The sequence below is a fragment of the Agrococcus terreus genome (assembly GCF_014645235.1).
GTDB classification, from domain to species: Bacteria; Actinomycetota; Actinomycetes; order Actinomycetales; family Microbacteriaceae; genus Agrococcus; species Agrococcus terreus.
Genome location: NZ_BMLM01000002.1, coordinates 236,007 through 262,347 on the forward strand (window position 1 = coordinate 236,007; position 26,341 = coordinate 262,347).

The following is a 26,341-nucleotide window of genomic DNA, read 5'->3' on the forward strand; positions in this document are numbered from 1 at the left end:
GCGTCCGCCGAGCGGTCAGCGCGCCGCTCGCTCCTCGCCGATCGAGCGCGCGCGCACTCCGTCGATGTGCGCTCGCATCGCCTCCACCGCACCGGCCGCATCGCTGCGCTCGAAGGCGTGCAGGATCGCCTCGTGCTCGGCGTGCGCCTCCTCCACGTCGCTCGTGCCGCGCAGCACCGCCTGGCGGAGCCGGTGCGTGAGCGCCCCGAGGTCGCTGTGCATCGCGAGCAGGTAGCGGTTGCCCGCCGCGGCGAAGATGCGGCGATGGAAGGCGTTGTCGGCCTCGAAGTAGTCGCGCGTGACGGAGACGGGCACGTCGCCGCGCTCCATGGCTGCGACGATGCGGTCGGCGCACGCCTCGTGGGTCGCGTGCGCGCGCCGCAGATCGGGCACGAGCGCCTCGGCGCGCGGCCCCGCGAGCCTCGCGGCCTCGAGCTCGAGCATCATCCGGGCCTCGAACAGCTCCGCGAGCTGGTCGGGCCCGAGCGGCGGCGCCACCCGGTAGCCCTTGAGCGCCTCGCGCGTGACGAGCCCGGTGCGCTCGAGCTGCACCATCGCCTCGCGCACGGGCGTGGGCGAGACGTCGAGCTGCTTCGCGAGCGTGTCGATCGACAGCCGCGAGCCGGGCTCGACGTCGCCCTCGAGCAGCATCGCGAGGATGAGGTCGTAGACGCGATCGCGCAGCCCTCGGCGCTCGAGCTCGCTCACCCCGCGCAGGGGCAGCGGCGTCGTCATCGCGACGCCTCGGCGAGCTCGTGCGCCTCGTCGAGGATGCGGCCGAAGGCTGCCGGGTCGTGCGCGAAGCGGCCGAGGAACATGCCGTCGACGCCGTCGGCGATGCGCGGCAGCAGGCCGGGGCCGGCGCTGCCGCCGTAGATGACCTGCGCGTCGAGCGCCGGGTCGTCGGCGAGGTGCGCGCGCAGCGCGCCGCCGACGGCCCGGATGTGGTCGTCGCCCGCGGGCGCCGGCGCGCCGATCGCCCAGACGGGCTCGTACGCGACGACGAGCCGGCCGGTCGAGCCGGCCTCCCGCGCGAGCGCGAGCGATGCCTCCAGCTGGCGGATGCAGGCCGCCGCCGCCGCGTCGGGCGCTCCCTCGTCGACCTCGCCGATGCAGAGCACCGGCGCGATCCCGTGGCGCATGGCGGCCGCGACCTTGCGCGCGACGGTCTCGTCGGTCTCGCCGAACATCGCCCGGCGCTCCGCGTGGCCGATCTCGGCCAGCCGCACGCCGTGCTCGACGAGCTCGGGGGCCGAGACCTCGCCGGTGAACGCGCCCGCGTCCTCCCAGTGGAGGTCCTGGGCGCCCACGAGCATCCGGCCCTCGGCCGCGATCGGGGCGACGTCGGGGATCGACGGGAACGTCGGGATGACGAAGGGCTCGACGAGCCCCTCCTGCACCGCGGGGTGCGCGGCGCAGATGCGGGCCACCTCTCGCGTCCACTCGATCTGGCGCGCGCGCCCGAAGTACATCTTCAGGCTCGAGCCGATGAGCAGGCGGCGCATCTCAGCCCTCGTAGGCGCAGATGTCGTCGACGTTCGCCTGCGAGTGGCTCGACGGGTCGAACGTGTACGTCAGCCACTCCTTGGCGAGGCGCTTCGCGAGCTCGATGCCCACGACCCGCTGGCCCATGCAGAGCACCTGCGCGTCGTTCGAGAGGATCGAGCGCTCGACCGAGAACGAGTCGTGCGCGGTGACGGCGCGGATGCCGGAGACCTTGTTCGCCGCGATCGCGACGCCGAGGCCCGTGCCGCAGAAGAGGATCGCGCGGTCGGCCTCGCCGCGCGCGATGCGCTCGGCGGCCTCGATCGCGACCTTCGGGTACGAGGTGGCGCCGTCGGCGGAGTCGACGCCGACGTCGACGAGCGACTCCAGCAGCTCGTGGCCCTCGAGGTCGGCCTTCAGGATCTCCTTGTAGTCGTAGCCGGCCTTGTCGCTGCCGATGATGAGGCGGATCGCCATGGTCACTGCTCCTTGCCTGCGGTGAGGACGTCGTAGATGGTCGTGCAGATGAGCGCGAACGAGACCGCGCCCGGGTCGGGGGTGCCGATCGACCTGTCGCCGTGCGAGCGGGCGCGGCCGAGGGTCGCCGCCATCGAGGCGGTCTCCTGCGCCGCCTCCTCGGCGACGCCGGCCGAGTGGCCCCAGGCGTCGCGGAGGCGCTGGCCGCCGGCGACTCGCTGCGCGAGGTCGTCTGCGAAGGGCACGATCGCGTCGATCATCGTCTTGTCGCCGACCTCGGCCTTGCCGAACGACATGACCGCGTCCTTGGCGGCGAGGACGCCGTCGGACACGAGCGACGCCGTGACCTCGCGGTCGTCGCCGAGCTGCTCGCCCAGGGCGCGCAGCATCTCGCCCCAGATGGCGCCGGACGTGCCGCCCGCGCGGTCGCTCCAGGCGTCGGCTGCGCGCACCAGCGTCGTGCGGGCGCCAGCCCCTGCCCTGGCCGCGGCAGCCGCGGCATCGGAGCCCGCGCGGGAGCCGCGCTGCATGCCGATGCCGTGGTCGCCGTCGCCGGCGATCGCGTCCATGCGGCCGAGCTCGTCGGCGGCCTCGTCGATCGCGGCGGCGGCCGCGTGCAGGGAGGCCGCGACGAGGGCGGCGGCGTCGCGCGACTCGGCGCTCGACTCGGGCACCTCCTCCTCGAGCTCCTCGACCACGACGGCGTCCGCGCGCCGCTGCGGCGTCACCGAGCCCTTCGAGAACCCAGGGGCGTCGGCAGGGGCGGCCCACAGCGCCTCGAGCTCGTCGTCGAGCCACAGCAGGGTGAGCGAGGCGCCGGCCATGTCGAAGCTCGTGCAGAGCTCGCCGACCTCGGGCTCGACGACCGCGATGCCGCGCTCCTCGAGCAGCTGGGCGACGCGGCGGTAGACGACGAAGAGCTCCTCGTACTTCACCGAGCCGAGGCCGTTCACGAGCGGCACGACGCGCGCGCCCTCGAGCTCGACACCCGCGGGCACCTCGTCGAGGAGGCGGGAGACCCACAGCTCGGCGAGCTCGTCGGCCGTCGGCACGTCGACCTCGTCGATGCCCGGCTCCCCGTGGATGCCGAGGCCGATGGCCATCTTGCCCTCGGGCACGGTGAACAGGGGCGCGTCTGCGCCCGGCAGCGTGCAGCCGGAGAAGGCGACGCCGAACGAGCGGGTGCGGTCGTTCGCCAGGCGCGCGACGCGCTCGACGCCGTCGAGGTCGTAGCCCGCCTCGGCCGCTGCGCCCGCGACCTTGAAGACCGCGAGGTCGCCGGCGATGCCGCGGCGCTTGTGCTCCTCGCCCTTGGGGGCGCTGAAGATGTCGTCCGTCACGGTCACGGTGCGGACGTCGACGCCCTCGGCGCGGAGCTTCTCCTGCGCCTGGTCGAAGTGCAGCACGTCGCCGGCGTAGTTGCCGTAGCTCAGCAGCACGCCGCGGCCCTGGTGCGAGACCTGGGCGATCTGCTGCACCTGGTGCGCGGACGGCGAGGCGAAGAGGTTGCCCATCACGGCGCCGTGCGCGAGGCCCGCGCCGACGAGGCCGCCGAAGGCGGGGTAGTGACCGCTGCCGCCGCCGATCACCACGGCCACCTGGTCGTCGTCGCCGCGCGTCGACCGCACGACGCCTCCGGGGGCCGCCTGCACCCAGCGGGCCGCTGCTGCGGCGAAGCCCTCGATCATCTCGTCGGCGAACCGGGACGGATCGTTGAACAGTCGCGTCATTGCGCTCTCCTCGGTCGGCACCCAGGCGGGCGCGGGATGTGCTCTGTCGACCCTATAGGAAGTTCGGTTCCTCCGGAACGAAGCGGTGCCCGCTCCCCCGCCGTCCATGCCCGATCGCTAGGCTGATCTGCGACATGCGCGGCTGCGTCCACGGCGGCCGCCGAGACGAGTCAAGGAGCTGTGCATGCCCGTCGCCACCCCAGAGCAGTACGCCGAGATGCTCGACAAGGCGAAGGCCAACGCCTTCGCCTACCCCGCCATCAACGTCTCGTCGTCGTCGACGATCAACGCGGTCCTCCAGGGCCTTGCGGAGGCCGGCTCCGACGGCATCATCCAGGTCACCACGGGCGGCGCCGACTTCTTCGCCGGCCAGAGCGTCAAGAACCGCGCGGGCGGCGCGATCGCCTTCGCGAAGTACGTCACCGAGGTGGCCAAGGCCTACCCGATCACGGTCGCGCTCCACACCGACCACTGCCCGAAGGACGCGCTCGACTCCTTCCTCTACCCGCTCCTCGACGCGAGCGAGGAGGAGGTGCGCGCCGGCCGCGCTCCCCTGTTCCAGTCGCACATGTGGGACGGCTCCGCCGTGCCGCTCGAGGAGAACCTCGAGATCGCGAAGACGATCCTGCCCCGCACCGCGGCGCTCCAGCAGATCCTCGAGGTCGAGATCGGCGTCGTCGGCGGCGAGGAGGACGGCGTGCAGCACGAGGGCTCGAACGACGCCCTCTACACGACGCTCGGCGACGTCGAGCAGGCCGTCGAGGCCCTCGGCCTCGGCGAGCAGGGCCGCTACATCGCGGCGCTCACCTTCGGCAACGTGCACGGCGTCTACAAGCCCGGCAACGTGAAGCTGCGCCCCGAGCTGCTCGGCGAGATCCAGGAGGGCATCGCCGCGAAGCACGGCACCGGCCCGAAGCCGCTCGACCTCGTCTTCCACGGCGGCTCCGGCTCGACCGACGAGGAGATCGCCGAGGCGGTGCGCAACGGCGTCATCAAGATGAACATCGACACCGACACGCAGTACGCGTACACGCGCTCGGTGGCGCACAGCATGATCTCGGGCTACGAGGGCGTGCTGAAGGTCGACGGCGAGGTCGGCAACAAGAAGCAGTACGACCCGCGCGCGTGGGGCAAGGCGGCCGAGACCGCGATGGCCGCGCGCGTCGTGTCGGCGACGCAGCAGCTCGGCTCGGCCGGCTGGTCGTCGAAGTAGCCCGCGGCAGCGCGAAGGGCCCCCGCCTCGGCGGGGGCCCTTCGTCGTGCATGCTGCTCCACTGCCGGAGCGGCGCGGCGCGCTACTCCCAGTCGTCGTCGTTCTCGTCGATGATGCGGTCGGTGCCCTCGGGCATCGTCGTGTCGTCGACCCCGTTGTCGTCCGTGTCCACCGAGGCGGCCGAGCCGCCGTGCTCGTCGGGGATGTCGGCCGGGTCGTCGCCCTCGAACTCCTCGTCGCGCGACTCCGAGCCCTCCGGGGCGTCGTCGTCGTCGATCTCGTCGAGCTCGTCGGTCGCGAGCACGCGGTCGTCGTCGCTCGACTCCCCGATCGACTCGTCGTAGTCCTCGCCGTCGGCCATCTGGTCGGCCCATCCGTCGGGCTGGCCGTCGTCGGCGGACCCTCGGTCCACCTCGGCGGTCGAGATGCCGCCGCTCGCCTCGGGGGCGTCGTCCACCTGGTCGGCATCGATCTCGCCCGCCTGGCGGATCGATCCGAGGTCCTCGTCTCGCAGATCGCTGGTCATGCCGCCACGCTAGCCAGCCGCTCTGGGAGCGGGCATGGAGCGCGATGCGCTCAGCGGTTGCGGCTGGGGCGCAGCTCCTTGGGCAGCGAGAAGATGAGGTCCTCCTCGGCCGTGCGCACCTCGGTCACGTCGGCGTAGCCCGCATCCTCGAGCTCGGCGAGCACCTCCCGCACGAGCCCCTCGGGGACGCTCGCGCCGCTCGTCACGCCCACGGTGCGCACCCCGTCGAGCCAGGCCTGCTGGATCTCGGTCGAGTAGTCGACCCGATGCGCAGCCTTCGCGCCGTGCTCGAGCGCCACCTCGACGAGGCGCACCGAGTTCGACGAGTTCGCGCTGCCGACCACGATGACGAGGTCGGCGTCGGCGGCGACCTTCTTGATCGCGACCTGGCGGTTCTGCGTCGCGTAGCAGATGTCGTCGCTCGGCGGATCCTGGAGGTGCGGGAACCGCAGGCGCAGGCGCCGCACGGTCTCCATCGTCTCGTCGACCGAGAGCGTCGTCTGGCTGAGCCAGACCAGCTTCTCGGGATCGGCGACCTGCACGGTGTCGGCCTCGTCGGGGTCGTTGACGATCGTGACGCGGTCGGGCGCGTGGCCCGCGGTGCCCTCGACCTCCTCGTGCCCGTCGTGGCCGATGAGCAGGATGTGGAAGTCGTCGCGCGCGAAGCGGATCGCCTCGCGGTGCACCTTGGTGACGAGCGGGCAGGTCGCGTCGATCGCGTCGAGGCCGCGGTCGGCCGCCGCCTGCACGACCATCGGGCTCACGCCATGGGCGCTGAAGATGACGCGCGCGCCCTCCGGGATGGCGTCGACCTCGTCGACGAAGATCGCGCCCTCCGCCTCGAGCGACGACACGACGTGCTTGTTGTGGACGATCTCCTTGCGCACGTAGATCGGCGCGCCGTACTGCTGGAGCGCCTTCTCGACCGCGAGCACCGCGCGGTCGACGCCGGCGCAGTAGCCGCGGGGCGTCGCGAGCAGGATGCGCTTGCCGCCCTCGACGGCGCGGTCCTCGAGCCGGCCGCGGCGGAGCGCCGGGCGCGGGGCGTCGAGGGGGACCCTGCCGTTCGTGATCGTCACCCGCCCAGTCTACGTTGGGAGGCGACGCGCCGCCTGGGCGGCGGGGCCTCCCCGCTGCGCCGGCGGCGGACGCCTACGCCGCTCGCGCGGCACGACGACGGGAGCTGCATGGCCGAGCGGATCACGGGCACGCCCGACGAGCCGTGGAGCGTCGAGCGCCTCGGCGCCGAGCTGAAGTCGTACATCGGCCGCCTCGGCCACCTGTGGGTCGAGGGAGAGATCACGCAGTGGTCGAACTCGCGCGGCAACGTCTTCGGCAAGCTCAAGGACGTCGAGGGCGGCGCGACGGTCTCGTTCAACGTGTGGCGCTCGACGCTGCAGGCGATCGACGGCGAGTTCTCGCAGGGCGACCGCGCCGTGCTGCTCGTGAAGCCCGACTACTGGCCGCGCGGCGGCACGCTCTCGATGGTGGCGGCGCAGATCCGCCACGTCGGCCTGGGCGACCTGCTCGCGCGCCTCGAGGCGCTGCGCCGCCAGCTGGCGGCCGAGGGCCTGTTCGAGGCGTCGCGCAAGCGCCCGCTGCCGTTCCTGCCCGGCACGATCGGGCTCATCACCGGCCGCGACTCCGACGCCGAGAAGGACGTGCTGCGGAACGCGCAGCTGCGCTGGCCCGACGTGCGCTTCCGGGTCGAGCACGCCGCCGTGCAGGGCGACCAGACGGTGCCGACGGTGCTCGCGGCGCTCGCGCGGCTCGAGGCCGACCCCGAGGTCGACGTGATCGTCATCGCGCGCGGCGGCGGCGACTTCCAGAACCTGCTGGGCTTCTCGGACGAGCGGCTCGTGCGCGCCGTCGCCGCCGCGACCACGCCGGTCGTCTCCGCCATCGGGCACGAGGCCGACCGGCCGCTGCTCGACGACGTCGCCGACCTCCGCGCATCCACCCCCACCGACGCGGCGAAGCGCGTCGTGCCCGACGTGGCCGAGGAGCGGGCGCGCATCGCGCAGGCCCGCGCGCAGCTGGGCATGCGGCTCACGCAGCTCGTGGCGCGCGAGGCCGAGCGGCTCGAGGCGTTCCGCTCGCGGCCCGCGCTCGCCCGTCCCGAGACGATGATCGACCAGCGCGCCGAGGAGCTCGCCCGGCTCGCGGCGCGCGCCGACGAGCTCGCGGGCCGCGCCGTCGACCTCGGCGCGCAGCGGCTCGAGCACCTGCGCGGCACGCTGCGGGCGCTGAGCCCGCAGTCGACGCTCGACCGCGGCTACGCCGTCGTGCAGACCGCCGAGGGCCACGTGCTCCGCGACGCGGCCGACGCCTCCCCCGGCGACCGCGTGCTCGTCACGCTCGCGGCCGGCTCCATCGCCGCCGACGTGCAGGAGGCGCACCCGGTCGAGTGACCGGATGCGCCTCCTGGCGGGGCCGACGGTTCAGCGCTGACCGAACGTGCGTCGCACGAAGAACAGGCCCACGAGCGAGAGCGCCGCGATCGCCATGTAGTACAGGCTCGGCGCGTTGAGCGAGCCGGTCGTCGTGATGAGCCACGTGAGCACGAGCGGCGCGATGCCGCCGAGCAGCGTGACGCCCACGTTGTACGTGATCGACAGGCCCGTGCCGCGGATCTCGGCCGGGAACATCGATGAGAGCAGGCCCGGCAGCGGCGCGAAGTAGAACGCCATGATGAGGCCGAGCAGCGCGATCGAGACGATGAGCGCGGGCACGCTGCGGAGCGTCACGATCACCTGGAAGATCGGCCAGGCGAGCACGAGCGCCGCGATGGCCGCCCACGTCATCACCCGCGCGGGGCCGACCCGGTCGGCGAGGTGGCCGACGTACGGCGAGCCGAACAGCGCGATCGCGCCCGCCACGACGCCGCCGAGGTAGGCGGCCGTGGGCGGCACGTCGAGGTTCGCGACCGCGAACGTCGGCATGTACAGGATCATGTAGACCGAGATCGTGGCGACGCCGATGACGGCCGAGCCCGCGAGCATCCGGCCCAGGTGCTGCGTGAGCAGCGTGCCCATGGGCGAGCGCGCGCGGTCCTTCGCGCCGAGCTCGTCGGGCTCGGCGAGGCGGGCGCGGATGTAGAGGCCGACCGGGCCGATGAGCAGCCCCACGAAGAACGGCACGCGCCAGCCCCACGAGTCGAGCTGCTCGGCCGTCAGGTACGTGTTGAGCGCGAAGCCGAAGGCCGACGCGAGCAGCATCGAGGCGCCCTGCGCGGCGATCTGCCACGACGCGTAGAACATCTTCTTGTGCGGCGCCGTCTCGATGAGGAACGTCGTCGCGGTGCCGAACTCGCCGCCCGCCGAGAAGCCCTGGATGAGGCGCGAGAGCAGGATGATCACGCCGCCCCAGACGCCGACCATCGCGTACGTGGGCGCGACGGCCATGAGCAGCGTGCCGACCATCATGAGCAGGAGCGTCAGCGTGAGCGCGTTCTTGCGGCCCTTGCGGTCGGCGTACGAGCCGAGCAGCCAGCCGCCGAGCGGTCGGATGAGGTAGGTCGTCGCGAACGTCGCGAACGTGTAGATGAGGCCGTACTCGCCCGCGTCGGGGAAGAAGATGCGGGTGATGACGACGGCGAACGACGCGTACACGATGATGTCGAACCACTCGAGGGCGGCGCCGATCGAGCTGGAGATCACGGCCTTCCGCGCGGCGCGCAGCCGCTCGGGCGTGACCTCGGGGGCGGGTGCCCCGGGGGCGGTGGCGGTCATGCGGTCTCCTCTGCTGCGGGCGCGATGCTGAGCGCGTCGACCAGGCGGTCGACGAACGCCTCGCAGGCGTCGATCTGGTCGAGCTCGATGAACTCGTCGGGGGCGTGGGCCTGGGCGATGTCGCCCGGGCCGCACACGACGGTGGGGATGCCCGCGTTCGCGAACAGGCCCGCTTCGGTGCCGTAGGTCACCTTGTCGTCGCTGGGCTCGGCGCCCCACGCGGCGGCGAGGGCGACGATGTCCGCGTCGGCCGGGGTGTCGACGCCGGGCGCCGCGGCCGTGGTCGTGAGGGTCACGCTCGCGCCCGGGTGGCGTTCCTGCATGCCCGCCTCGATGCGGCGGCACTCGGCGCGGAAGCGCTCGACGAGCGCGTCGTGGTCGACGGTCGTGAGCGCGCGGAACTCGAAGTGCACCGTGCACTCGGCGGGGATCGTGTTGATGGCGATGCCGCCGTCGATGCGGTTGACGCTCACGCTCGTGTAGGGCACGACGTAGCCTTCGTCGAAGGGGCCCTCGGCGCGCATCTCGTCGGCGACGCCCTGCACGAAGCGCACGAGCTCGGCCGCCGCGACGATCGCGTTCTCGCCCTGGGGGGTGAGCGAGGAGTGGGCGGCCAGGCCGCGCACGTCGACGCGGAAGACGTTCATCGACTTGTGGCCGCGCACGATCCGCATGCTCGTCGGCTCTCCCACGACGCAGCCGCGCGGGGCGATGCCGCGGCGCGCGATCTCGTCGACGAGGCCGATCGCGCCGACGCAGCCGACCTCCTCGTCGTACGAGAGGGCGAGGTGGATGGGCTCGGCGAGCCGGGCCGCGACCATCGCGGGCGCCTTCGCGAGCACGACGCCGATGAACGACTTCATGTCGGCGCTGCCGCGCGCGTAGAGGCGGCCGTCGCGGACCTCCGGGGCGAAGGGCTCGCTGCTCCACGCCTGCCCGTCGACGGGGACGACGTCGGTGTGGCCGGAGAGCACGATGCCGCCGGTGGTCGTGCCGTCGGCGGCGGGGATCGTGGCGAGCAGGTTGGCCTTCCGGCCGTCCTCGCTGGGCACCCGCACGGGCTCGAGCCCGAGCGCGCGGAGGTCGGCCTCGACCTGGTCGACGAGCGGGAGGTTCGTCTCGCGGCTCGTGGTGTCGACGCGGATGAGCCGCTCGATCTGCTCCATGGTGGCGTCTGCGGGCACGGCGGCCTCCTCGCGGTTCGCGGATGGGACGGAGTCGATCCTGGCACGTCGTGAGCGACGCGGCCCGCACACATCTGATATCCCGTCGCCGCTCCGACCTCCCCTGCCGCCCGGCCGCCCGCCCGGCGCCCGCGCCGCGTCGGCCCCCGGGGGTAGGCTTGCGAGGTGACCACCACGCCCAGCACGCCCGTCGACGAGCTGTCGTACGAGGCCGCGCGCGACGAGCTCGTGCGCGTCGTGCAGGAGCTCGAGTCGGGCGGCGCATCGCTCGAGCAGTCGCTCGCCCTCTGGGAGCGCGGCAACGCGCTCGCCGACCGCTGCGAGCAGTGGCTGCAGGGCGCGAAGGCGCGGCTCGACGCGGCGCGCGCCGCCGGCTCCGCGAGCACGGACGCCGCCGAGGCATGAGCCCCGATCGCACCCCGCGGGCGCCGAGGCAGCGTCCGCAGCGCATCGTCGCGGAGCTCGGCCGGCCCGAGACGCCGCAGGAGACGTTCGAGCGCAAGGCCGCCGCCTCGAAGCGGCACCGCGACAACCAGACGTTCACGAACCTCGCCGCGGCGGTCATCGTCTGCCTCGCGGTCGTGCTCGTCATGGTGCTCGTCGTGCTCCGGCCCGACCCTGCCCCGCAGGATCCGATCGACGTGGCCGCCGCCGCCGGCTCCGCCGAGGCGACGGTCGACGTCGAGCTCGTCGCGCCCGGGCTGCCCGAGGGCTGGGCGGCCAACGCCGCGGAGCTGCGCACCGGCAGCGGCCAGGTGCTCACCTGGTACGCCGGCTACGTGACGCCCGAGCAGCAGTTCCTCTCGGTCACGCAGGCGATCGACGCCAACCCCACCTGGCTCGCGCAGGCGATCCGCGACGCCCCCGAGACGGGCGAGCGCACCGTCGACGGCATCGCGTGGACCGAGCACGACCAGCGCGGCGTCGACGGCGCCGGCAACCTCGCCTACGTGCTCACAGCTGAGGTCGGCGCATCGACCGTCATCGTCGCCGGCACCGCGGGCGACGTCGAGCTCGACGCGTTCGTCGAGGCCGTGAGCGAGCAGCTCGCCGCCGGCTGACGCCGGCCCCCGAAGCACCCAGACGCATCCGAACCCCCACGCAGGAAGGCACGACGACGTGAACGCTGAGACCGAGTACCGCATCGAGCACGACACCATGGGCGAGGTGCGCGTGCCGAAGGACGCGCTCTACGCCGCGCAGACGCAGCGCGCGGTCGAGAACTTCCCGATCTCGGGCAAGGGCCTCGAGCCGGCCCAGATCGTGGCGCTCGCGCGCATCAAGCGCGCCGCCGCCATCGCCAACCGCGAGCTCGGCATCCTCGAGGCCGACGTCGCCGACGCCATCGTCGCCGCGGCCGACGAGATCATCGCCGGCGACCACCACGACCAGTTCCCGGTCGACACGTACCAGACCGGCTCCGGCACCTCCTCGAACATGAACATGAACGAGGTGCTCGCGACGCTCGCCAGCCGCCACCGCGGCCAGGCGGTGCACCCGAACGACCACGTGAACGCCTCGCAGTCGTCGAACGACGTCTTCCCCACCTCGGTGCACATCGCCGTCACGGGCGCGCTCATCGACGAGGCCATCCCCGCCCTCGACCACCTCGCCTCCGCCCTCGAGGACAAGGCGGCGCTGTGGAAGGAGGCCGTCAAGCCCGGCCGCACCCACCTCATGGACGCGACGCCCGTCACGCTCGGCCAGGAGTTCGGCGGCTACGCGGCGCAGGTCCGCTACGGCATCGAGCGCATCCAGGCCGCCCTCCCCCGCGTCGCCGAGGTGCCGCAGGGCGGCACGGCCGTCGGCACCGGCATCAACACGCCCCTCGGCTTCCCCGAGCGGGTCATCGCCGAGATCGCCGCCTCGTCGGGGCTCCCCATCACCGAGGCGCGCGACCACTTCGAAGCGCAGGCCAACCGCGACGGCCTCGTCGAGGCGTCTGGCGCGCTGCGCACGATCGCGGTCTCGCTCACGAAGATCAACAACGACCTGCGCTGGATGGGCTCGGGCCCCAACACGGGCCTCGGCGAGCTGCGCATCCCCGACCTGCAGCCGGGCTCGTCGATCATGCCGGGCAAGGTCAACCCGGTCGTGCCGGAGGCCGTGCTCATGGTGTGCGCGCGCATCATCGGCAACGACGCCACCGTCGCGTGGGCCGGCGCCTCGGGCTCGTTCGAGCTCAACGTGCAGATCCCCGTCATGGGCACGGCGCTGCTCGAGTCGATCCGCCTGCTCTCGAACGCCTCGCGCGTGCTCGCCGACAAGACTGTCGCGGGCCTCGAGGCCGACACGGAGCGCGCCGCGGCGCTCGCCGGCATGAGCCCCTCGATCGTCACGCCGCTCAACCGCCTCATCGGCTACGAGGCCGCCGCGAAGATCGCGAAGCACTCGGTCGCGAAGGGCATCACGGTGCGCGAGGCCGTCGTCGACCTCGGCTACGTCGAGCGCGGCGAGCTCACCGAGGCCGACCTCGACAAGGCGCTCGACCTGCTCTCGATGACGCACCCCGGCGTCGCGAAGTAGCGAACCTGCACCGAACGGCCCCCTGGACCTCCTCCAGGGGGCCGTGTCGTGCGACTGCGCGGCGGCACGTGCACCGAAGCGCCCCGCTCGTGCATCGCGCTGGGCCGTTCCGTGCACGTGCGGTTCAGGCGCCGCGGCGCACCAGCGCTGCGGCGACGCGCGAGACGAGGCGCACGCCGCCGCGAGCGAGGTCGAGTCGCGTCACGCGGACGACGATCCAGCCGGCCCGCTCGAGCATCTCGTAGCGGAGGATGTCCTCCGCGGCGCGTCGCGGATCCAGGTGGCCCTCACCCTCGTACTCCACGGCCACCCGAAGCCGCGGGTACCCGAGGTCGGGATGGAGCGCGATGCCGTCGATGACGACCTCGGGATGGATGGTCGGCTCGGGCAGGCCCGCGAGCACCAGGATCCGACGCGTCACGGACTCGAAGCGCGAGTCGACACCGACCCGCGCGTCTGCGAGCGCCGCTGCGAGCGCGACCGCACCGCGCAGCCCTCGACAGCGCTCGACGAAGGCGACGGTCTCCTCCGGTCTCGTCCAGGGCCGCACGGGCAGCAGCAGGTCCGGGTAGCGATGCGACGGCGTGAGGAGCGCGTCGACGACGTGCACGAGCGGCTCGTGGTCGAGCTCGCGCGCGAGCGTGAGCGCTGTGCCGAGCGGGTCGAGCAGCCGGAGGCCGTCGAGGGTCACGAGCCGAAGGCGGCTGGCATCGACCGCGATGTGCCGAGTGCCGCGGCCGCGTCCACGGGTCGTGCCGCTCGGCCGTGCGATCACGAGCGGCTCGGTCGGCACCCACCCGTTCGGCAGCGGCAGGCCCCAGAGCCGCGCCGCGGTCGTGCCTCCGAAGGCGTGGTGCGGCGGCATCCAGGCCGCGTACGCACCGGCGTGCTCGCGCGGCGACGCCACCGGGCCGCTGCGCACGCCGTGGAAGGGCCGTTCGAGGTCGCGACCACGCAGCCGCTTGGCACCGACGCCATGCGCGAGGGCTTCGGCGACGCGGAACGGGCCGCTCTCGAACGGACGGGGCAGCGGAGTGGGAGCGCGCATGGCCGCACCGTGCCGCATCCCGGCCCCGACGCGCGGCCGCCGTCGCACCGACTGTGGAACGACGTAGTCGGACGCGCGCGCAGCACGTGCACCGAAGCGCCCCGACGCGAGCCGCACATGGGCCGATCGGCGCACGCGGGCCCGCCGAGGTGCACCGGACGGCCCCAAGCCGCCCGCCCGAGGGACCGTTCGGTGCACATCCGCGACCGAAGGGCGGAAACGTAGGGTGGGGAGCATGCGATACCCCGAGGTGCGACGAGACGAGACGGTCGAGACGATCCACGGGGAGGCGATCGCGGATCCGTACCGCTGGCTCGAGGACGGCGACAGCGACGAGACGGCGGCCTTCGTTGCCGCGCAGAACGCGTTCGCGCAGCCGGTGCTCGCCGACCTGCCCGCGCGCGAGGCCTTTCGCGGCCGCACGACCGCGCTGCTGCAGGCGCCCACGCGCGGCTGCCCCTGGATCCGCGGCGGCCGCGCCTTCGCCTGGCACTCCGACGGCCAGAACCAGCCGGTGCTCGTCACCGCGGACTCCGTCGACGGCCTCGAGGAGGGCCGCGTGCTGCTCGACCCGAACGCGCTCTCGGCGGACGGCACGGTCGCCGTCACCGCCGCCTCGGTCTCGCCCGACGGCGCGATCCTCGTCTACGGCGTCGCCGACGGCGGCTCCGACTGGCGCACGCTCAAGGTGCGCGACGTCGTCACGGGCGCCGACCTCGCCGACGAGATCCCGTGGACGAAGTGGAACGCCCCCGTCTGGCTGCCGGGCGACCGCAGCTTCACCTACTGGCGCTACGACGCCCCGACGGGCGCCGCGCTCACCGACGAGATGGGCGCCGGCCGGCTCATGGCGCACACGATCGGCGAGGCTGTCGAGGACGACGCCGTGCTCTTCTCGCGCCCCGAGGAGCCGCGGCTCTTCGCACGCCACTGGCCGCGCGACGACGAGTGGTTCGTGCTCTCGACCGACACCGGCGCGTCGAGCGGCAACGACCTCGCCGCGCGTCGCCACGGCGAGCCGGAGTCCGCGCTGCGACAGCTCGCCGAAGGCCACGACGTCGAGCGGAACGCGATCGGCGTGCACGACGGCGCGCTCTACGTCGTCACCGACGAGGGCGCCCCGCGCTACCGCCTCGACGCCTTCGACCTCGCCACCGGCGCGCGGGCGACGGTCGTCTCCGAGCACCACGAGGACGTGCTGCTCGACGCCTCGATCACGGCCTCCGGCCTCGTGCTCGAGTACTCGCACGACGCGAGCCACCGCGCGCAGCTCGCGACCTTCGACGGGACGCTCGGCGACGCCCTGCCGCTCGGCGAGGGCGTGAGCATCACGGGCCTCGAGACGAGCGCCCGCAGCGACGTGGTGCTCGCGAGCACCACGAGCTTCGTCGACCGCGGCACCCGCCACGTGCTCGAGGTCGACGGGGCGCGACTCGTCGCGCACCGGACGCTGCCGACGCCCGGTCCGGCCGCGCCCGCCGCGACGACCACCCGCATCCGCGCCACCTCGAGCGACGGCGCGGAGGTGCCCGCGTTCCTGGTGCAGCCCGAGGGCGTCGACCACGGCGCGCCGCGCCCCACGCTCATCTGGGCGTACGGCGGCTTCAACATCCCCATGAACCCCGAGTTCCGGGCCGTCACGGCGGCGTGGGTCGGCGCGGGCGGCACGCTCGTGGTGCCGAACCTCCGCGGCGGCGGCGAGTTCGGCTCCGACTGGCACAAGGGCGGCACGAAGGAGCGCAAGCAGCAGGTCTTCGACGACCTCTACGCGATCGCGGAGCACCTCGTGGCGACAGGAGTGACGACGCACGAGCAGCTCGCGCTCCACGGCCGCTCGAACGGCGGCCTGCTGGCGGGCGCCGCGCTCACGCAGCGGCCCGAGCTGTGGGCGGCCGTGCTGCCCGGCGTGGGCGTCCTCGACATGCTGCGGTTCCACCGCTTCACGATCGGCTGGGCCTGGACGAGCGACTACGGCGACCCCGACGACGCCGACGCGCACGCGTACCTGCGCGCCTACTCGCCGCTGCACAACGTCGCGGAGCGCCCCTACCCGCCGACGCTCATCACCACCGGCGACCACGACGACCGCGTCGTGCCGGCGCACTCGTTCAAGTTCGCGGCCGAGCTGCAGCGCGCGCAGGCGGCCGCGGGCGGCGAGGCACCGATCCTGCTCTCGATCGACACGCGCGCCGGCCACGGCATGGGCAAGCCCAAGGATGCGGCCGCGCTCGAGTTCGCCGACCAGCTCGCCTTCGCGGCCGCCCACACGGGCCTTGAGGTCGAGCGCGTCCCCGAGGCATGAGCGAGGGCTGGGAGGCGGAGGTCGCCGCGCTCTGGGAAGCCGACGTCGCCGCGCTGTGGGAGGACGAGGGGCTCGAGGACGACGCGCGCGTGGCACCGATGCGCGCGCTCGCCGAGCGCGCGCCGCACCTGGCGACCGGGCTGTTCGAGCTCGCGGGCGCGCACGACGCAGCGGGCCGCGAGGCGGAGGCCGACGGCTTCTACCGCGCAGCGGCCGAGGCCGGCCTCGCCGAAGCCGATCCGGCGCGCGAGGCGCAGCGGGTGATCCAGCACGCGTCCACCCTGCGCAACCTCGGCCGCCTCGACGAGGCGATCGGGATGCTCCAGGCCGCGACGCCGCATCCGTCGACGCGCGCGGCGCGCGAGGCGTTCCTCGCCCTCGCGCTGCACAGCGCCGGGCGGCACGACGAGGCGCTGCGCGTCGCCCTCGAGGCGCTCGCGCCCACGCTGCCGCTGTACCGCCGCTCCGTCCTCGCCTACGCGGAGGACCTCACAGGCCGATGAGCCACGGCCGTCGCCCTGCGGCGATCCGGCACTCGTCGTTGCCCCGGCAGTGCCGGAGGCAACCACGAGTGCCGGATCGAGGGGGAAGGGGCTGCTCAGCAGCAGCGGCCCTGCGGGTTCGCGTCCTGCCACTTCGCGTAGTCGCGCCAGTACGCGTCGCGGCCCATGGGCTCCCGGTCGGGATGCGCGGCGCGCGCGTGGACGACGTAGGCGTCGTACCGCGACTCGCCCGTGAGGCCCTTGCCGTACCAGACGACCGCGCGCCAGGCGCGCGCGAGGAGCGCGCCGGCCGCAGCCGGTCGTCGCTCCCCGCGCGTCGCCATCGCGTGCCTCAGTGGCCCGTGCGGGTCGGCTTGTGCTCGTCCGGCACCTCGGCCCAGCGCTTCTCGAGCTCGCGCTCCTCCGGCGTCGGCAGGAAGCCGGCGGGCGCGAAGATGCGCGACTCGTGCCGCTCGTCCTCGTGGTCGACGACGTCCTTCCCGCGGAACGCGCGGGCCGCGGCGACGATCGCGTAGCCGATGACGACGAGCGCCAGCGTGACGAAGATGATCGACAGCGTGCCCTGCACGAACGTGTTGCGGACCACCGCCTCCATCGCCTGCACCGACGTCGCCGTGCCGAAGCTCTCCTCGCCCGCGGCCAGCGCGTCGCGGAAGGCGACGTGGTTGGCCCAGTAGCCCACCTGGGGCACCGGCGAGAAGATCTTGAACAGCGACGCCGTGACGGTGACGACCGTCACGAACGCGAGCGGCAGCGCCACGATCCACAGCTGCCCGAAGGTGCGGCGACGGGCCACGATCGTCATGACGACCGCGAGCGCGATGGCCGCGAGCAGCTGGTTCGCGATGCCGAACAGCGGGAACAGGGTGTTGATGCCGCCGAGCGGGTCGGTGACGCCCATGAGCAGCACCGCGCCCCACGCCGCGACCATGATGGCCGTGCAGATCCAGGCGCCGAGCGTCCAGCCCGTGTCCTTGAACTTGGGCCAGATGTTGCCGAGCGAGTCCTGCAGCATGAAGCGGGCCACGCGCGTGCCGGCGTCGACGGCGGTGAGGATGAACAGCGCCTCGAACATGATCGCGAAGTGGTACCAGAAGGCCATCATCGCGCTGCCGCCGATCCACTGCTGGAGGATGTCGGCGAGGCCGAAGGCGAGCGTCGGCGCGCCGCCGGTGCGGGAGATGATCGACTCCTCGCCGACCATCGCGGCCGCCTGCGCGAGCTGTTCGGGCGTGACGTTGACGCCGGCGAGGCCGAGCGACATGACGAACTGCGCGGCGCCCTCCGGGGTGCCCTGCGTCGCCGCGGCGGACGAGTTCATCGCGTAGTAGATGCCCTGGTCGATCGAGATCGCGGCGACGAGCGCCATGATCGCGACGAACGACTCCATGAGCATGCCGCCGTAGCCGATGAGGCGCGTCTGCTTCTCCTTCTCGACCATCTTCGGCGTCGTGCCCGAGGAGATGAGCGCGTGGAAGCCCGAGAGGGCGCCGCAGGCGATCGTGACGAAGAGGAACGGGAAGAGCGAGCCGGCCCAGACGGGGCCCGTGTCGCCGAACGCGAAGTCGCTGAACGCGGGCACCGCGATCTGCGGCTGCACGAAGACGATCGCGACGGCGAGCGCCACGATGACGCCGATCTTCATGAACGTCGACAGGTAGTCGCGCGGCGTCAGCAGGATCCAGACGGGCAGCACCGCGGCGACGAAGCCGTAGATGACGATGCCCCAGGCGATCGTGACGCGGTCGAGCGAGAACAGCTCGGCGCCCCACGCGGTCTCGGCGACCATGCCGCCGCCGACGATCGCCGCCATGAGCAGGATGAAGCCGATGACCGACACCTCGAGGATGCGGCCGGGGCGGATCCAGCGCAGGTACACGCCCATGAACAGGGCGATCGGGATGGTCATCGCCACCGAGAAGACGCCCCACGGGCTCTCGCCGAGGGCGTTGACGACGACGAGCGCGAGGATCGCCGTGATGATGATCATGATGAGCAGCGTCGCGAGGATCGCTGCGGCGCCGCCGACCTTGCCGAACTCGTCGCGCGCCATCTGGCCGAGCGAGCGGCCGCCGCGGCGCATCGAGAAGAAGAGGACGAGGTAGTCCTGCACGGCGCCCGCGAGGACGACGCCGACGATGATCCAGATCGTGCCGGGCAGGTAGCCCATCTGCGCGGCGAGCACGGGGCCGACGAGCGGGCCGGCGCCGGCGATGGCGGCGAAGTGGTGGCCGAAGAGCACGCGGCGGTCGGTGGCGACGTAGTCGCGGCCGTTGGCGAGGTACTCGGCGGGCGTCGCGCGGGTGTCGTCGGGGCGGGTGATCTTGTCCTGGATGTACTTCGAGTAGAAGCGGTAGAAGATCAGGTAGGTCGCGACGGCCGCGAACACGAACCAGATCGCGTTGACGGTCTCGCCGCGGACGATGGCGAGCATCGTCCAGCCGACGCCGCCGATGACGGCGATGGCGGCCCAGAGGATGATCTTCAGCGGCGTCCATCGCTTCGAGGAGCGCTCGGTCGCGGCGGTCGGTGGGAGCTGCGGGTCGGTGGTCGTCGTGTCGGCCATCTGCGGTCCTTGTCTCTGCATCGTTGCATGCGGGTGTCGCCCAGCCTGAGCCTAGCGGGCGCACAGGCCGTGCACACGGGCTCGCATCCGGGGACCTCCGGATGCGGCCGCGACGCTACCCGAGCGGGTCGTGCCCCCAGTTCATGAGCGAGTACCGCCACCGGGAGTGCTCGACGTCGCCGCTCGGGCGCTGTGCCCGGTGCCGCGCCACGTACCCGGCCACCTTCTCCATGTGGTCGTGGTCGGCCTCCGAGAGGTCGGCGACCTTCGTGCGCAGGAGCTCGACGATGCGGCGGCCCGAGGCGTGCCCGGTGGACTCGCCGCCGCCGTCCTTCTGGCCCACCTCGCGCGACTCGTCGGTCTCGAGCCATCGCTCGAGCTCGGCCGGCGCCATCGTCACCGCCTCGTGGAACTCGTCCCTGATCCGCTTCCGGTCGTCGTCGCTGCGCTCCGCCATGCCTGCAGTGTGGGGCAGGGCGCTCCCCGGAGGCGGGGAGCGCCCTGGGAGCGCGGCGGGCGCCGGCTCAGCGGCCCAGCGATCGGCGGCGCAGGATCAGCGGCGCAGGATCCGCCGCGCCAGCAGGTTGCCGAGCGCCTGGATGAGCTGCACCACGATCACGATGACGACGAGCGCCGACCAGGTCACGACGGGGTCGAACTGGCGGTAGCCGTAGGTGATCGCGTAGTTGCCGAGGCCCTGGCCGCCGACGAGGCCGGCGACGGCCGACATGTCGACGATCGCGATGATCGCGAAGGTGAAGCCGAGCACGAGCGGGCCGAGGGCCTCCGGGATGATCACCGTGCGGATGATCCGCCACGGGCTCGCGCCCGTCGAGCGCGCCGCCTCGATGACGCCCGAGGGGATCGAGACGAGGTTCTGCTCGACGATGCGCGCGATGCCGAAGGTCGCCGCCAGCGCGATGGCGAAGATCGCGTACTCCGTGCCGATGCCCTTGCCCACCACGAGCCTGCCGAGCGGCTGCATCGCGGCGAGGAAGATGATGAACGGGATGGGCCGGAACGTGTTGACGAGCACGTTGAGCACCCACCACACCACCGGCTGCTGCAGCACGCCGCCCGTGCGGGTGACGAACAGGCCGGTGCCGACCACGAGGCCGCCGATGCCGCCGAACAGCAGCGAGGCGGCCACGATCCAGAGCATGATGCCCGTCTGCTCCAGCAGGTCGGGCAGGATCTGCACGAGCTCGTTCATCGCTGCTCCTCCACGGTCACGCCGGGGCCGATCTGCGCGAGCGCCGCGTCGATCGCGGCCGCATCGCCGCGCACGGCGATGGTGAGGAGGCCGTACACGCGGCCCTGGATGTCGTCGACGCCGCCGTGCACGAGGTTGAAGTCGACGCCCGCACGGGCGAGCGCGCCGAAGACGCGCGCCTCGCTCGCGCCCTCGTCGGTGAACGAGATCGTGAAGAGCCGCCCCTCGTGCTGCGCGCGGAGCGCGACGAGCTCGTCGCCCTCCGGCAGCGCGCGCACGACGGTGGCGACGAAGCGCTTCGCGACGTCGGTCGTCGGGCGGGTGAAGACGTCATAGGTCGAGCCGGTCTCGACGACCCGGCCCGCCTCCATGACCGCCACGCGGTCGGCGATGCGCGTGATGACCTCCATCTCGTGCGTGATGACGACGATCGTCACGCCGAGCTCGCGGTTGACGCGCGCCAGGAGGTCGAGCACCTCGGCGGTCGTCTCGGGGTCGAGCGCGCTCGTCGCCTCGTCGGCGAGCAGCACCTGCGGGTTCGCGGCGAGCGCGCGGGCGATGCCGACGCGCTGCTGCTGGCCGCCCGAGAGCTGCTCGGGGTAGGCGTCGGCGCGGCCGGCGAGGCCGACGAACTCGAGCAGCTCCTCGACGCGGCGGCGGCGCTCGGCGCGGGGCACCCCGACGACCTCGAGCGGGTACGCGACGTTGCCGGCGACGGTGCGGGAGTGCAGCAGGTTGAAGCGCTGGAAGATCATGCCGATGCGCGTCTGCTGCTCGCGCAGCGCCTTGCCGCGGAGGCCGCTGATCTCGACGTCGCCGACCCGGATCGCGCCCTCGGTGACGGGCTCGAGCTGGTTGATGAGCCGCACGAGCGTCGACTTGCCGGCGCCCGAGTAGCCGATGATGCCGAAGACCTCGCCCTGCTCGATCGACAGCGAGACGTCGTCGACGGCGACGATGGGGTCGCCGCCGCGCTTGGCGGGCGGGAACCGCTTCGACACGCGGTCGAGCACGATGTGCTGCGTCACTGCTCTCCTCCTCCTTCTTCTGCCCTGCGGGAACGACGATGGGCACGGTCCGCGATGTGCGCGACCGTGCCCATCGACCAGGCTATCCCTGCAGCTCGGCCTCGACGGCCTCGAGCGCCGACTGGAGCTCGGCCTTCGGGGTCTGGACGAAGACGCCGGTGCCGCCGGAGGCCTCGAGGGCGCCTGCCTGCACCTCCTCGTTCGTCTGGTACAGCTCGACGAGGCGGTTCAGGACCTCGTCGTCGACGTTCTCGGCCGTCGTCGCGAAGATGTTGATGTACGGCTGCGCGGCGGGGTCGGTCGGGTCGTCCTGCGCGATGGCGTCCTCGGGGTCGATGCCCGCGTCGGTGATGAAGTCGTTGTTGATGATCGCGGCGGCGACGTCCGGCAGCGAGGTGGCGGTGAGGGCCGCGTCGACCGCCTGCACCTCGACGCGCGACTCCTCGGCGATGACGTCGGCGACGGTCGAGTAGGGGCTGCCGCCGTCCTGCAGGGCGATGAGGCCCGCCGACTGCAGCACGAGCAGGCCGCGCGCCTGGTTCGTGTCGTCGTTCGGCACGATGACCGTCTCGCCGTCCTGGATCTCGTCGACCGACTCGTACTTGTCGGAGTAGAGGCCGATCGGGTAGATCGCCGTCGAGCCGATGGGCTGCAGGTCGTCGCCGGCGTTCGTGTTGTAGTCGGCGAGGTAGATGATGTGCTGGAACTGGTTGATGTCCAGCTCGCCCTCGCTGAGCGCCGGGTTGGGCTGGTTGTAGTCGGTGAAGTCGACGACGTCGAGGAAGATGCCCTCGGCCTCGGCGGCCTCCTCGTAGACGGACCAGTAGGGGTCGCTCGCGCCGACGACGCCGAGCTGCACGGGGTTCTCCTCGGAGCCGAGCGCGGCCTCCTCGGCGCCCGCGCCGCCACCGGCGCTGCAGCCGACGAGCGCGACGGCGACGCCGACGGCGCCCGCGAGGGCGAGGGGACGGAGGGCGCGGCGGGTGGCGCGGAAGGACATGGGAGCTCCTGGATGGCTTGGGGCTGATCGGAGTCCGCAGGCTGTGGCGTGCTGGACATCACCACGGTAGGAAGCGGCTCCCGGTGCGCGCGAACCGAGCCGTCACGCCGCGTCACACAGCGGCGACGAGGGCGACCCCGACGGCTGCGCCGGTGAGCAGCCACGGCCCGAAGGCGAGCGAGCGCCGGCCGAGCGCGAGGAGCACGCCCCCGGCGACGCCGCCGAGCATGATGGCGGCGACGAGCCCCGCGACGGGCGCGAGCCAGCCGAGCGTCGACGCCGCGAGCGCCAGGGCGGCGCCCAGCTTCACGTCGCCCATGCCCATGCCGCCGACCGCCGCCATCCCGAGCAGCGCCGCGCCGCACGCGAGTCCCACGAGCGGCGAGAGGTCACCCGTCGCGAGGCGCACGGCGGCCGCCGCGGTGGCGAGCGCGAGCAGCGGGAGGGTGAGGGCGTTCGGGAGGCGCCGCTCGGCCTGGTCGATGCGGGCGAGCGCGGGGGCGGCGGCCGCGGCGGCGACCAGCGGCAGCAGCGCGACCGCGTCGGCGCCGGCGCCGAGCAGCGCCCAGACCGCGACGGCGGCGAGCGGGAGGCCGAGGGCGTCGATCGGGCGGAGCTCGAGCGGCGGCGCCGTGCGCCCGCCGATGCTCGCCTCCGCCGTCGCCGTCACGCGCGCCACGATAGCCGCGGCCGCCGCGGCCCCGCGCCGCCTCTCCACAGCCGCCTCGCGTCCGCTCCCCCGCTGGCTACCGCTCGACGGCCCCGCGACACGCCCGGGATGCACGATCTCGACGCCGCTGCAACCGATGCGGGCTCGCCGCGCGATATGGGGGCAGGAGCGGCACGACCGGTGCCGACGACCGAAGGAGAAGACCATGAAGCGCACGCTCACGCTCGGCACCGCCGCCGTCGTGGCCCTGACGGCGCTGGGCGCATCCCCGGCGCTCGCCGCCGAGGACGACGCCACCGTGTCCGTCCTGCACGCCGTGCCCGACCTCACCGTCGACGTCTACGTGAACGGCGAGGAGGCCATCCCCGGCTTCGAGCCCGGCACCCTCACCGACCCGATGCCGATGGCCGCGGGCACGATCGACGTCCAGGTGTTCGCCGCCGGCGACGACCCCGAGTCGGCCGAGCCCGCCATCGAGGCGAGCGGCATCGAGGTGCCCGCGATGGCCAACCTGACGCTCGTCGCGCACCTCGCCGAGGACGGCACGCCGACGCTCGCGGCGTTCGCGAACGACACGTCCGAGATCCCTGCCGGCCAGGCCCGCCTCACGGTCCGCCACGTCGCCGCGGCTCCAGCCGTGGACGTCCGCGCCGGCGGCAGCCCCGTCGTGGAGGGCCTGACGAACCCGGACGAGGCGTCGCTCGAGACGGCGGCCGGCACCGTCGCCGCGGACGTCGTGCTCGCGGGCACGGAGGACGTCGTGATCGGCCCGGCCGACCTCGACCTCGCCGAGGGCGTCGACACGATCGTGTACGCGTGGGGCAGCGCCGAGGACGCGAACCTCGCCCTCGCGATCCAGACGGTCGACGCCCACAGCGCTCCGAGCGGCGTGCCCTCGGGCCTCGGCGGTGCCGCCGGCGACGACTCGGCCGCCGGGATCGCGCTCGCGATCGCCGGCCTGCTCGGCCTCGCGATGGTGGCTGCCGTCGCGATGCGCCGCCGCGAGGCCGTCGCCGCCCAGCGCCGCTGACCGGAGGGGATCCCCGCGGCGCCCATCCCGCCGCGGGGATCCCTGCACGCCCGCCCGCACCACCACCGCCACGAGGAGGCATCGTGTTCCGCTCCCGCATCGCAGCGCTCGTCGTCGCGGCGCTCGCCGCCGTCGCGGCGATCGTCGTGGGCGTCTCGCTCGTGCTGCCCCGGCCCGCGCCCGCCCCCGCCCCGGAGGCCGCGCCGCCGGCGTCGGCTCCCCCGGCCTCCGCCACGACCGACCCGCCGGCCCCGGTCTCCACCCCGGTCGGCCGCCAGGACGCCGCCCTCGGCGCGCAGGAGCGGGCCGCCGTCGACGAGCCGGTCGCCGTGCGGCTGCCGAGCCTCGGCGTCGACCTCGACGTCGTGCCGGTGGGGGTGCGCGACGACGGGCAGATGGACGTGCCGCTGCTCGTCTCGGAGGCCGGCTGGTATCGCTACGGCCCGGCTCCCGGCGCGGAGGCGGGGAACGCCGTGCTCGCCGCCCACGTCGACTCCGACCGCGGCCCCGCTCCCATGGCCGTGCTGCTCGACGTCGAGGTCGGCACGGAGGTCGAGGTCGAGACCGCCTCGGGCGCCACGCTGCGCTACCGGATCGACGAGGTCGAGCAGCTCGGCAAGGAGACGCTGCCGCTCGACGAGATCTTCGCGCGCGACGGCGACCACCGCCTCCGCCTCGTGACCTGCGCGGGCGACTGGGACCCCGTCGCGCAGGCGTACGAGGACAACGTCATCGCCACGGCGAGCCTGATCGGCTGATGTACCGTGACGACGTGCAGCGCGGCGACGGCGACGAGGCGATGATCGCCCGCGCCTTCGTCGACGGCCCCGCCGAGGAGGGCCTCCGCCTCGCCTACGAGCGCTGGGGCGGCCTCGTGCTCGCGCTCGCCCTGCGGGCCATGGATCGATCGGATGCGGAGGACGTCGTGCAGCGCACGTTCGTCTCCGCCTGGCGGTCGCGCGCCTCCTACGACCCCGAGGCGGGCCCGCTCGGCGCCTGGATCGTGCGGATCGCGCGGCGCCGCATCGCCGACCACTGGCGCTCGGCGGCCGTGCAGCACGAGCGGGCCGTCGCGCCCGAGGTGCTGCAGGGCACGCTCGAGCGGCCGAGCACGGCGGACGTGCCGGACGAGGTGGCGAGCGCCATCGCCGTCGAGGAGGCGCTCGCCTCGATCGGCGAGCCGCAGGGCACGATCGTGCGGATGGCCGTGCTCGAGGACCGCTCGGCGGCCTCGATCGCCGAGGCGCTCGACATGCCGATCGGGACGGTGAAGAGCCACCTGTCCCGTTCGCTCCGAAGACTGAGGGACCGATGGGAGGGAGCCCATGCAGCACATCTCGCCTGAGCGGCTCGCCGAGCTCGCCCTCGAGCGCGAGGGCCGCGACGAGCACCTGGAGGCCTGCTCGGCCTGCCGCGAGGAGCTCGCGTCGCTGCGCGCGGAGGTCGCGCGGCTGCGCGCCGACGCCGTCGCGCCCGAGCCGTTGCCCGCTGGCCTGTGGGACCGGATCGCGGCCGAGGTCGCCGACGACGAGCAGCGCGACGACCCGCGGCGCGCGCCCGCGGCAGAGCCCGTGGACGAGCGCGTGCACGACCGACCGGCCGTCGCCGACCGCGATCGGGCGCACGTGCCGCACCGCGGTCGCCGGCGCTCGCGCGCGGGCGGCGTGCGCCGGTTCACGGCCGGCGCCCTCGTGCTCGCGTGCGCCGCCACCGCGATCGTCGTCGGCGGCATCGCCGCGGGGATCGCGGCGCTCGCGCCGGGCTCCGACCGCGGCACGATCCTCGCCGCCGCCTCGCTCGACGCCCTCACGGGCGACGTGCAGCCCGCGGCGGCGGAGGTCGTCGAGCGCGACGGCCGCCGGGTGCTCGTGCTCGACACCCGGGCGCTGCCCGAGGCCGACGGCTACCTCGACGTGTGGCTGATCGACCGCGACGTCAGCGCGATGATCAACGTCGGCATCCTCGACGCCGACACCCAGGAGTACGTGCTGCCCGACGGCATCGACCTCGATCGCTTCCCGGTCGTCGACGTGTCGGTCGAGCCGTTCGACGGCGATCCGACGCACAGCGGCGAGAGCATCTGGCGGGGCGTGCTCGGCTCCTGAGCGC

27 protein-coding genes are annotated in these 26,341 nt (G+C 73.5%); 11 read left to right on the plus strand and 16 right to left on the minus strand.

Going from position 1 to position 26,341, the window contains the following annotated elements; all coding sequences use genetic code 11:
• Positions 1-15 precede the first annotated feature (15 nt).
• The 4 genes from IEW90_RS10965 to IEW90_RS10980 are packed head-to-tail and all read right to left on the minus strand — an operon-like array spanning position 16 to position 3,692.
• Positions 16-735: a GntR family transcriptional regulator gene (locus tag IEW90_RS10965; protein ID WP_188718329.1), complete on the minus strand. Its 720-nt coding sequence runs from the start codon at positions 733-735 to the stop codon at positions 16-18.
• Positions 732-1,505, minus strand: coding sequence for a triose-phosphate isomerase family protein (locus tag IEW90_RS10970; RefSeq protein WP_188718330.1), 774 nt, complete (start codon positions 1,503-1,505; stop codon positions 732-734). The genes IEW90_RS10965 and IEW90_RS10970 overlap by 4 nt, the downstream gene beginning before the upstream one ends.
• A gap of 1 nt (position 1,506) precedes the next feature.
• A complete protein-coding gene (locus IEW90_RS10975; protein WP_188718331.1) occupies positions 1,507-1,962 on the minus strand; it encodes a ribose-5-phosphate isomerase in 456 nt (151 codons plus the stop codon).
• A gap of 2 nt (positions 1,963-1,964) precedes the next feature.
• Positions 1,965-3,692: a dihydroxyacetone kinase family protein gene (locus IEW90_RS10980; protein ID WP_188718332.1), complete on the minus strand. Its 1,728-nt coding sequence runs from the start codon at positions 3,690-3,692 to the stop codon at positions 1,965-1,967.
• A 184-nt stretch (positions 3,693-3,876) separates the two neighbouring features.
• On the opposite strand from IEW90_RS10980, the gene fbaA reads away from it, so the two are divergent.
• Positions 3,877-4,905: a class II fructose-bisphosphate aldolase gene (gene fbaA, locus IEW90_RS10985; RefSeq protein WP_188718333.1), complete on the plus strand. Its 1,029-nt coding sequence runs from the start codon at positions 3,877-3,879 to the stop codon at positions 4,903-4,905.
• Positions 4,906-4,987: 82 nt separating this feature from the next.
• On the opposite strand, the gene IEW90_RS10990 is transcribed toward fbaA, so the two are convergent.
• Positions 4,988-5,431, minus strand: coding sequence for a hypothetical protein (locus IEW90_RS10990; protein ID WP_188718334.1), 444 nt, complete (start codon positions 5,429-5,431; stop codon positions 4,988-4,990).
• Between the two features lie 50 nt (positions 5,432-5,481).
• Positions 5,482-6,510 carry a 4-hydroxy-3-methylbut-2-enyl diphosphate reductase gene (locus IEW90_RS10995; RefSeq protein WP_373284761.1) on the minus strand — a complete coding sequence of 343 codons (1,029 nt, stop codon included), beginning with the start codon at positions 6,508-6,510 and terminating at the stop codon, positions 5,482-5,484.
• A gap of 108 nt (positions 6,511-6,618) precedes the next feature.
• Here IEW90_RS10995 and xseA point away from each other — a divergent pair, with 108 nt between their 5' ends.
• Positions 6,619-7,842 carry an exodeoxyribonuclease VII large subunit gene (gene xseA, locus IEW90_RS11000; RefSeq protein ID WP_188718335.1) on the plus strand — a complete coding sequence of 408 codons (1,224 nt, stop codon included), beginning with the start codon at positions 6,619-6,621 and terminating at the stop codon, positions 7,840-7,842.
• A gap of 30 nt (positions 7,843-7,872) precedes the next feature.
• Here the strand turns inward: xseA and IEW90_RS11005 are convergent, their stop codons facing one another.
• On the minus strand, positions 7,873-9,162 hold the full coding sequence (locus IEW90_RS11005; RefSeq protein ID WP_188718336.1) for an MFS transporter: 1,290 nt from the start codon (positions 9,160-9,162) through the stop codon (positions 7,873-7,875).
• Entirely contained in the window at positions 9,159-10,346 is a 1,188-nt protein-coding gene (gene argE, locus IEW90_RS11010) for an acetylornithine deacetylase (RefSeq protein WP_229679644.1), read from the minus strand. Before argE ends, IEW90_RS11005 begins: the two co-directional genes overlap by 4 nt.
• A gap of 165 nt (positions 10,347-10,511) precedes the next feature.
• Between argE and IEW90_RS11015 the strand changes: the two genes are divergently transcribed.
• Genes IEW90_RS11015 through IEW90_RS11025 form a run of 3 tightly spaced genes read left to right on the plus strand, consistent with a single transcriptional unit; the run spans position 10,512 to position 12,872 of the window.
• Complete coding sequence (locus IEW90_RS11015) at positions 10,512-10,751, plus strand: exodeoxyribonuclease VII small subunit (RefSeq protein ID WP_188718337.1); 240 nt, start codon at positions 10,512-10,514, stop codon at positions 10,749-10,751.
• Positions 10,748-11,407, plus strand: coding sequence for a DUF4245 family protein (locus IEW90_RS11020; RefSeq protein ID WP_188718338.1), 660 nt, complete (start codon positions 10,748-10,750; stop codon positions 11,405-11,407). The genes IEW90_RS11015 and IEW90_RS11020 overlap by 4 nt, the downstream gene beginning before the upstream one ends.
• A 58-nt stretch (positions 11,408-11,465) precedes the next feature.
• Positions 11,466-12,872, plus strand: coding sequence for a class II fumarate hydratase (locus IEW90_RS11025; RefSeq protein WP_188718339.1), 1,407 nt, complete (start codon positions 11,466-11,468; stop codon positions 12,870-12,872).
• A gap of 124 nt (positions 12,873-12,996) precedes the next feature.
• Here the strand turns inward: IEW90_RS11025 and IEW90_RS11030 are convergent, their stop codons facing one another.
• Complete coding sequence (locus IEW90_RS11030) at positions 12,997-13,920, minus strand: endonuclease domain-containing protein (protein WP_188718340.1); 924 nt, start codon at positions 13,918-13,920, stop codon at positions 12,997-12,999.
• Positions 13,921-14,155: 235 nt separating this feature from the next.
• Between IEW90_RS11030 and IEW90_RS11035 the strand changes: the two genes are divergently transcribed.
• Both IEW90_RS11035 and IEW90_RS11040 read left to right on the plus strand, forming a co-directional pair.
• Complete coding sequence (locus tag IEW90_RS11035) at positions 14,156-16,222, plus strand: prolyl oligopeptidase family serine peptidase (protein WP_188718341.1); 2,067 nt, start codon at positions 14,156-14,158, stop codon at positions 16,220-16,222.
• On the plus strand, positions 16,219-16,725 hold the full coding sequence (locus tag IEW90_RS11040; RefSeq protein WP_188718342.1) for a tetratricopeptide repeat protein: 507 nt from the start codon (positions 16,219-16,221) through the stop codon (positions 16,723-16,725). The genes IEW90_RS11035 and IEW90_RS11040 overlap by 4 nt, the downstream gene beginning before the upstream one ends.
• A 95-nt stretch (positions 16,726-16,820) precedes the next feature.
• On the opposite strand, the gene IEW90_RS11045 is transcribed toward IEW90_RS11040, so the two are convergent.
• The 7 genes from IEW90_RS11045 to IEW90_RS11075 form a co-directional block, all read right to left on the minus strand.
• Entirely contained in the window at positions 16,821-17,048 is a 228-nt protein-coding gene (locus IEW90_RS11045; protein ID WP_188718343.1) for a YbdD/YjiX family protein, read from the minus strand.
• 8 nt (positions 17,049-17,056) lie between these two features.
• Positions 17,057-19,291, minus strand: coding sequence for a carbon starvation CstA family protein (locus tag IEW90_RS11050; RefSeq protein ID WP_188718344.1), 2,235 nt, complete (start codon positions 19,289-19,291; stop codon positions 17,057-17,059).
• Between the two features lie 115 nt (positions 19,292-19,406).
• Positions 19,407-19,748, minus strand: a complete 342-nt coding sequence (locus tag IEW90_RS11055; RefSeq protein ID WP_188718345.1) for a DUF3140 domain-containing protein — start codon at positions 19,746-19,748, stop codon at positions 19,407-19,409.
• Positions 19,749-19,844: 96 nt separating this feature from the next.
• A complete protein-coding gene (locus IEW90_RS11060; protein WP_188718346.1) occupies positions 19,845-20,504 on the minus strand; it encodes a methionine ABC transporter permease in 660 nt (219 codons plus the stop codon).
• Positions 20,501-21,532: a methionine ABC transporter ATP-binding protein gene (locus tag IEW90_RS11065; RefSeq protein ID WP_188718347.1), complete on the minus strand. Its 1,032-nt coding sequence runs from the start codon at positions 21,530-21,532 to the stop codon at positions 20,501-20,503. The genes IEW90_RS11060 and IEW90_RS11065 overlap by 4 nt, the downstream gene beginning before the upstream one ends.
• Before the next feature lie 82 nt (positions 21,533-21,614).
• A complete protein-coding gene (locus IEW90_RS11070; protein WP_188718348.1) occupies positions 21,615-22,532 on the minus strand; it encodes a MetQ/NlpA family ABC transporter substrate-binding protein in 918 nt (305 codons plus the stop codon).
• A 112-nt stretch (positions 22,533-22,644) separates the two neighbouring features.
• A complete protein-coding gene (locus IEW90_RS11075) occupies positions 22,645-23,202 on the minus strand; it encodes a prepilin peptidase (RefSeq protein ID WP_188718349.1) in 558 nt (185 codons plus the stop codon).
• 205 nt (positions 23,203-23,407) lie between these two features.
• On the opposite strand from IEW90_RS11075, the gene IEW90_RS11080 reads away from it, so the two are divergent.
• The 4 genes from IEW90_RS11080 to IEW90_RS11095 all read left to right on the plus strand — a co-directional run bounded on the left by IEW90_RS11080 (position 23,408) and on the right by IEW90_RS11095 (position 26,337).
• On the plus strand, positions 23,408-24,232 hold the full coding sequence (locus IEW90_RS11080) for a DUF4397 domain-containing protein (RefSeq protein WP_188718350.1): 825 nt from the start codon (positions 23,408-23,410) through the stop codon (positions 24,230-24,232).
• An 83-nt stretch (positions 24,233-24,315) separates the two neighbouring features.
• Positions 24,316-24,990: a class F sortase gene (locus IEW90_RS11085; RefSeq protein WP_188718351.1), complete on the plus strand. Its 675-nt coding sequence runs from the start codon at positions 24,316-24,318 to the stop codon at positions 24,988-24,990.
• Positions 24,990-25,577: an RNA polymerase sigma factor gene (locus IEW90_RS11090; protein WP_188718352.1), complete on the plus strand. Its 588-nt coding sequence runs from the start codon at positions 24,990-24,992 to the stop codon at positions 25,575-25,577. The genes IEW90_RS11085 and IEW90_RS11090 overlap by 1 nt, the downstream gene beginning before the upstream one ends.
• Positions 25,558-26,337, plus strand: a complete 780-nt coding sequence (locus tag IEW90_RS11095; protein WP_188718353.1) for an anti-sigma factor — start codon at positions 25,558-25,560, stop codon at positions 26,335-26,337. Before IEW90_RS11090 ends, IEW90_RS11095 begins: the two co-directional genes overlap by 20 nt.
• Positions 26,338-26,341 lie beyond the last annotated feature (4 nt).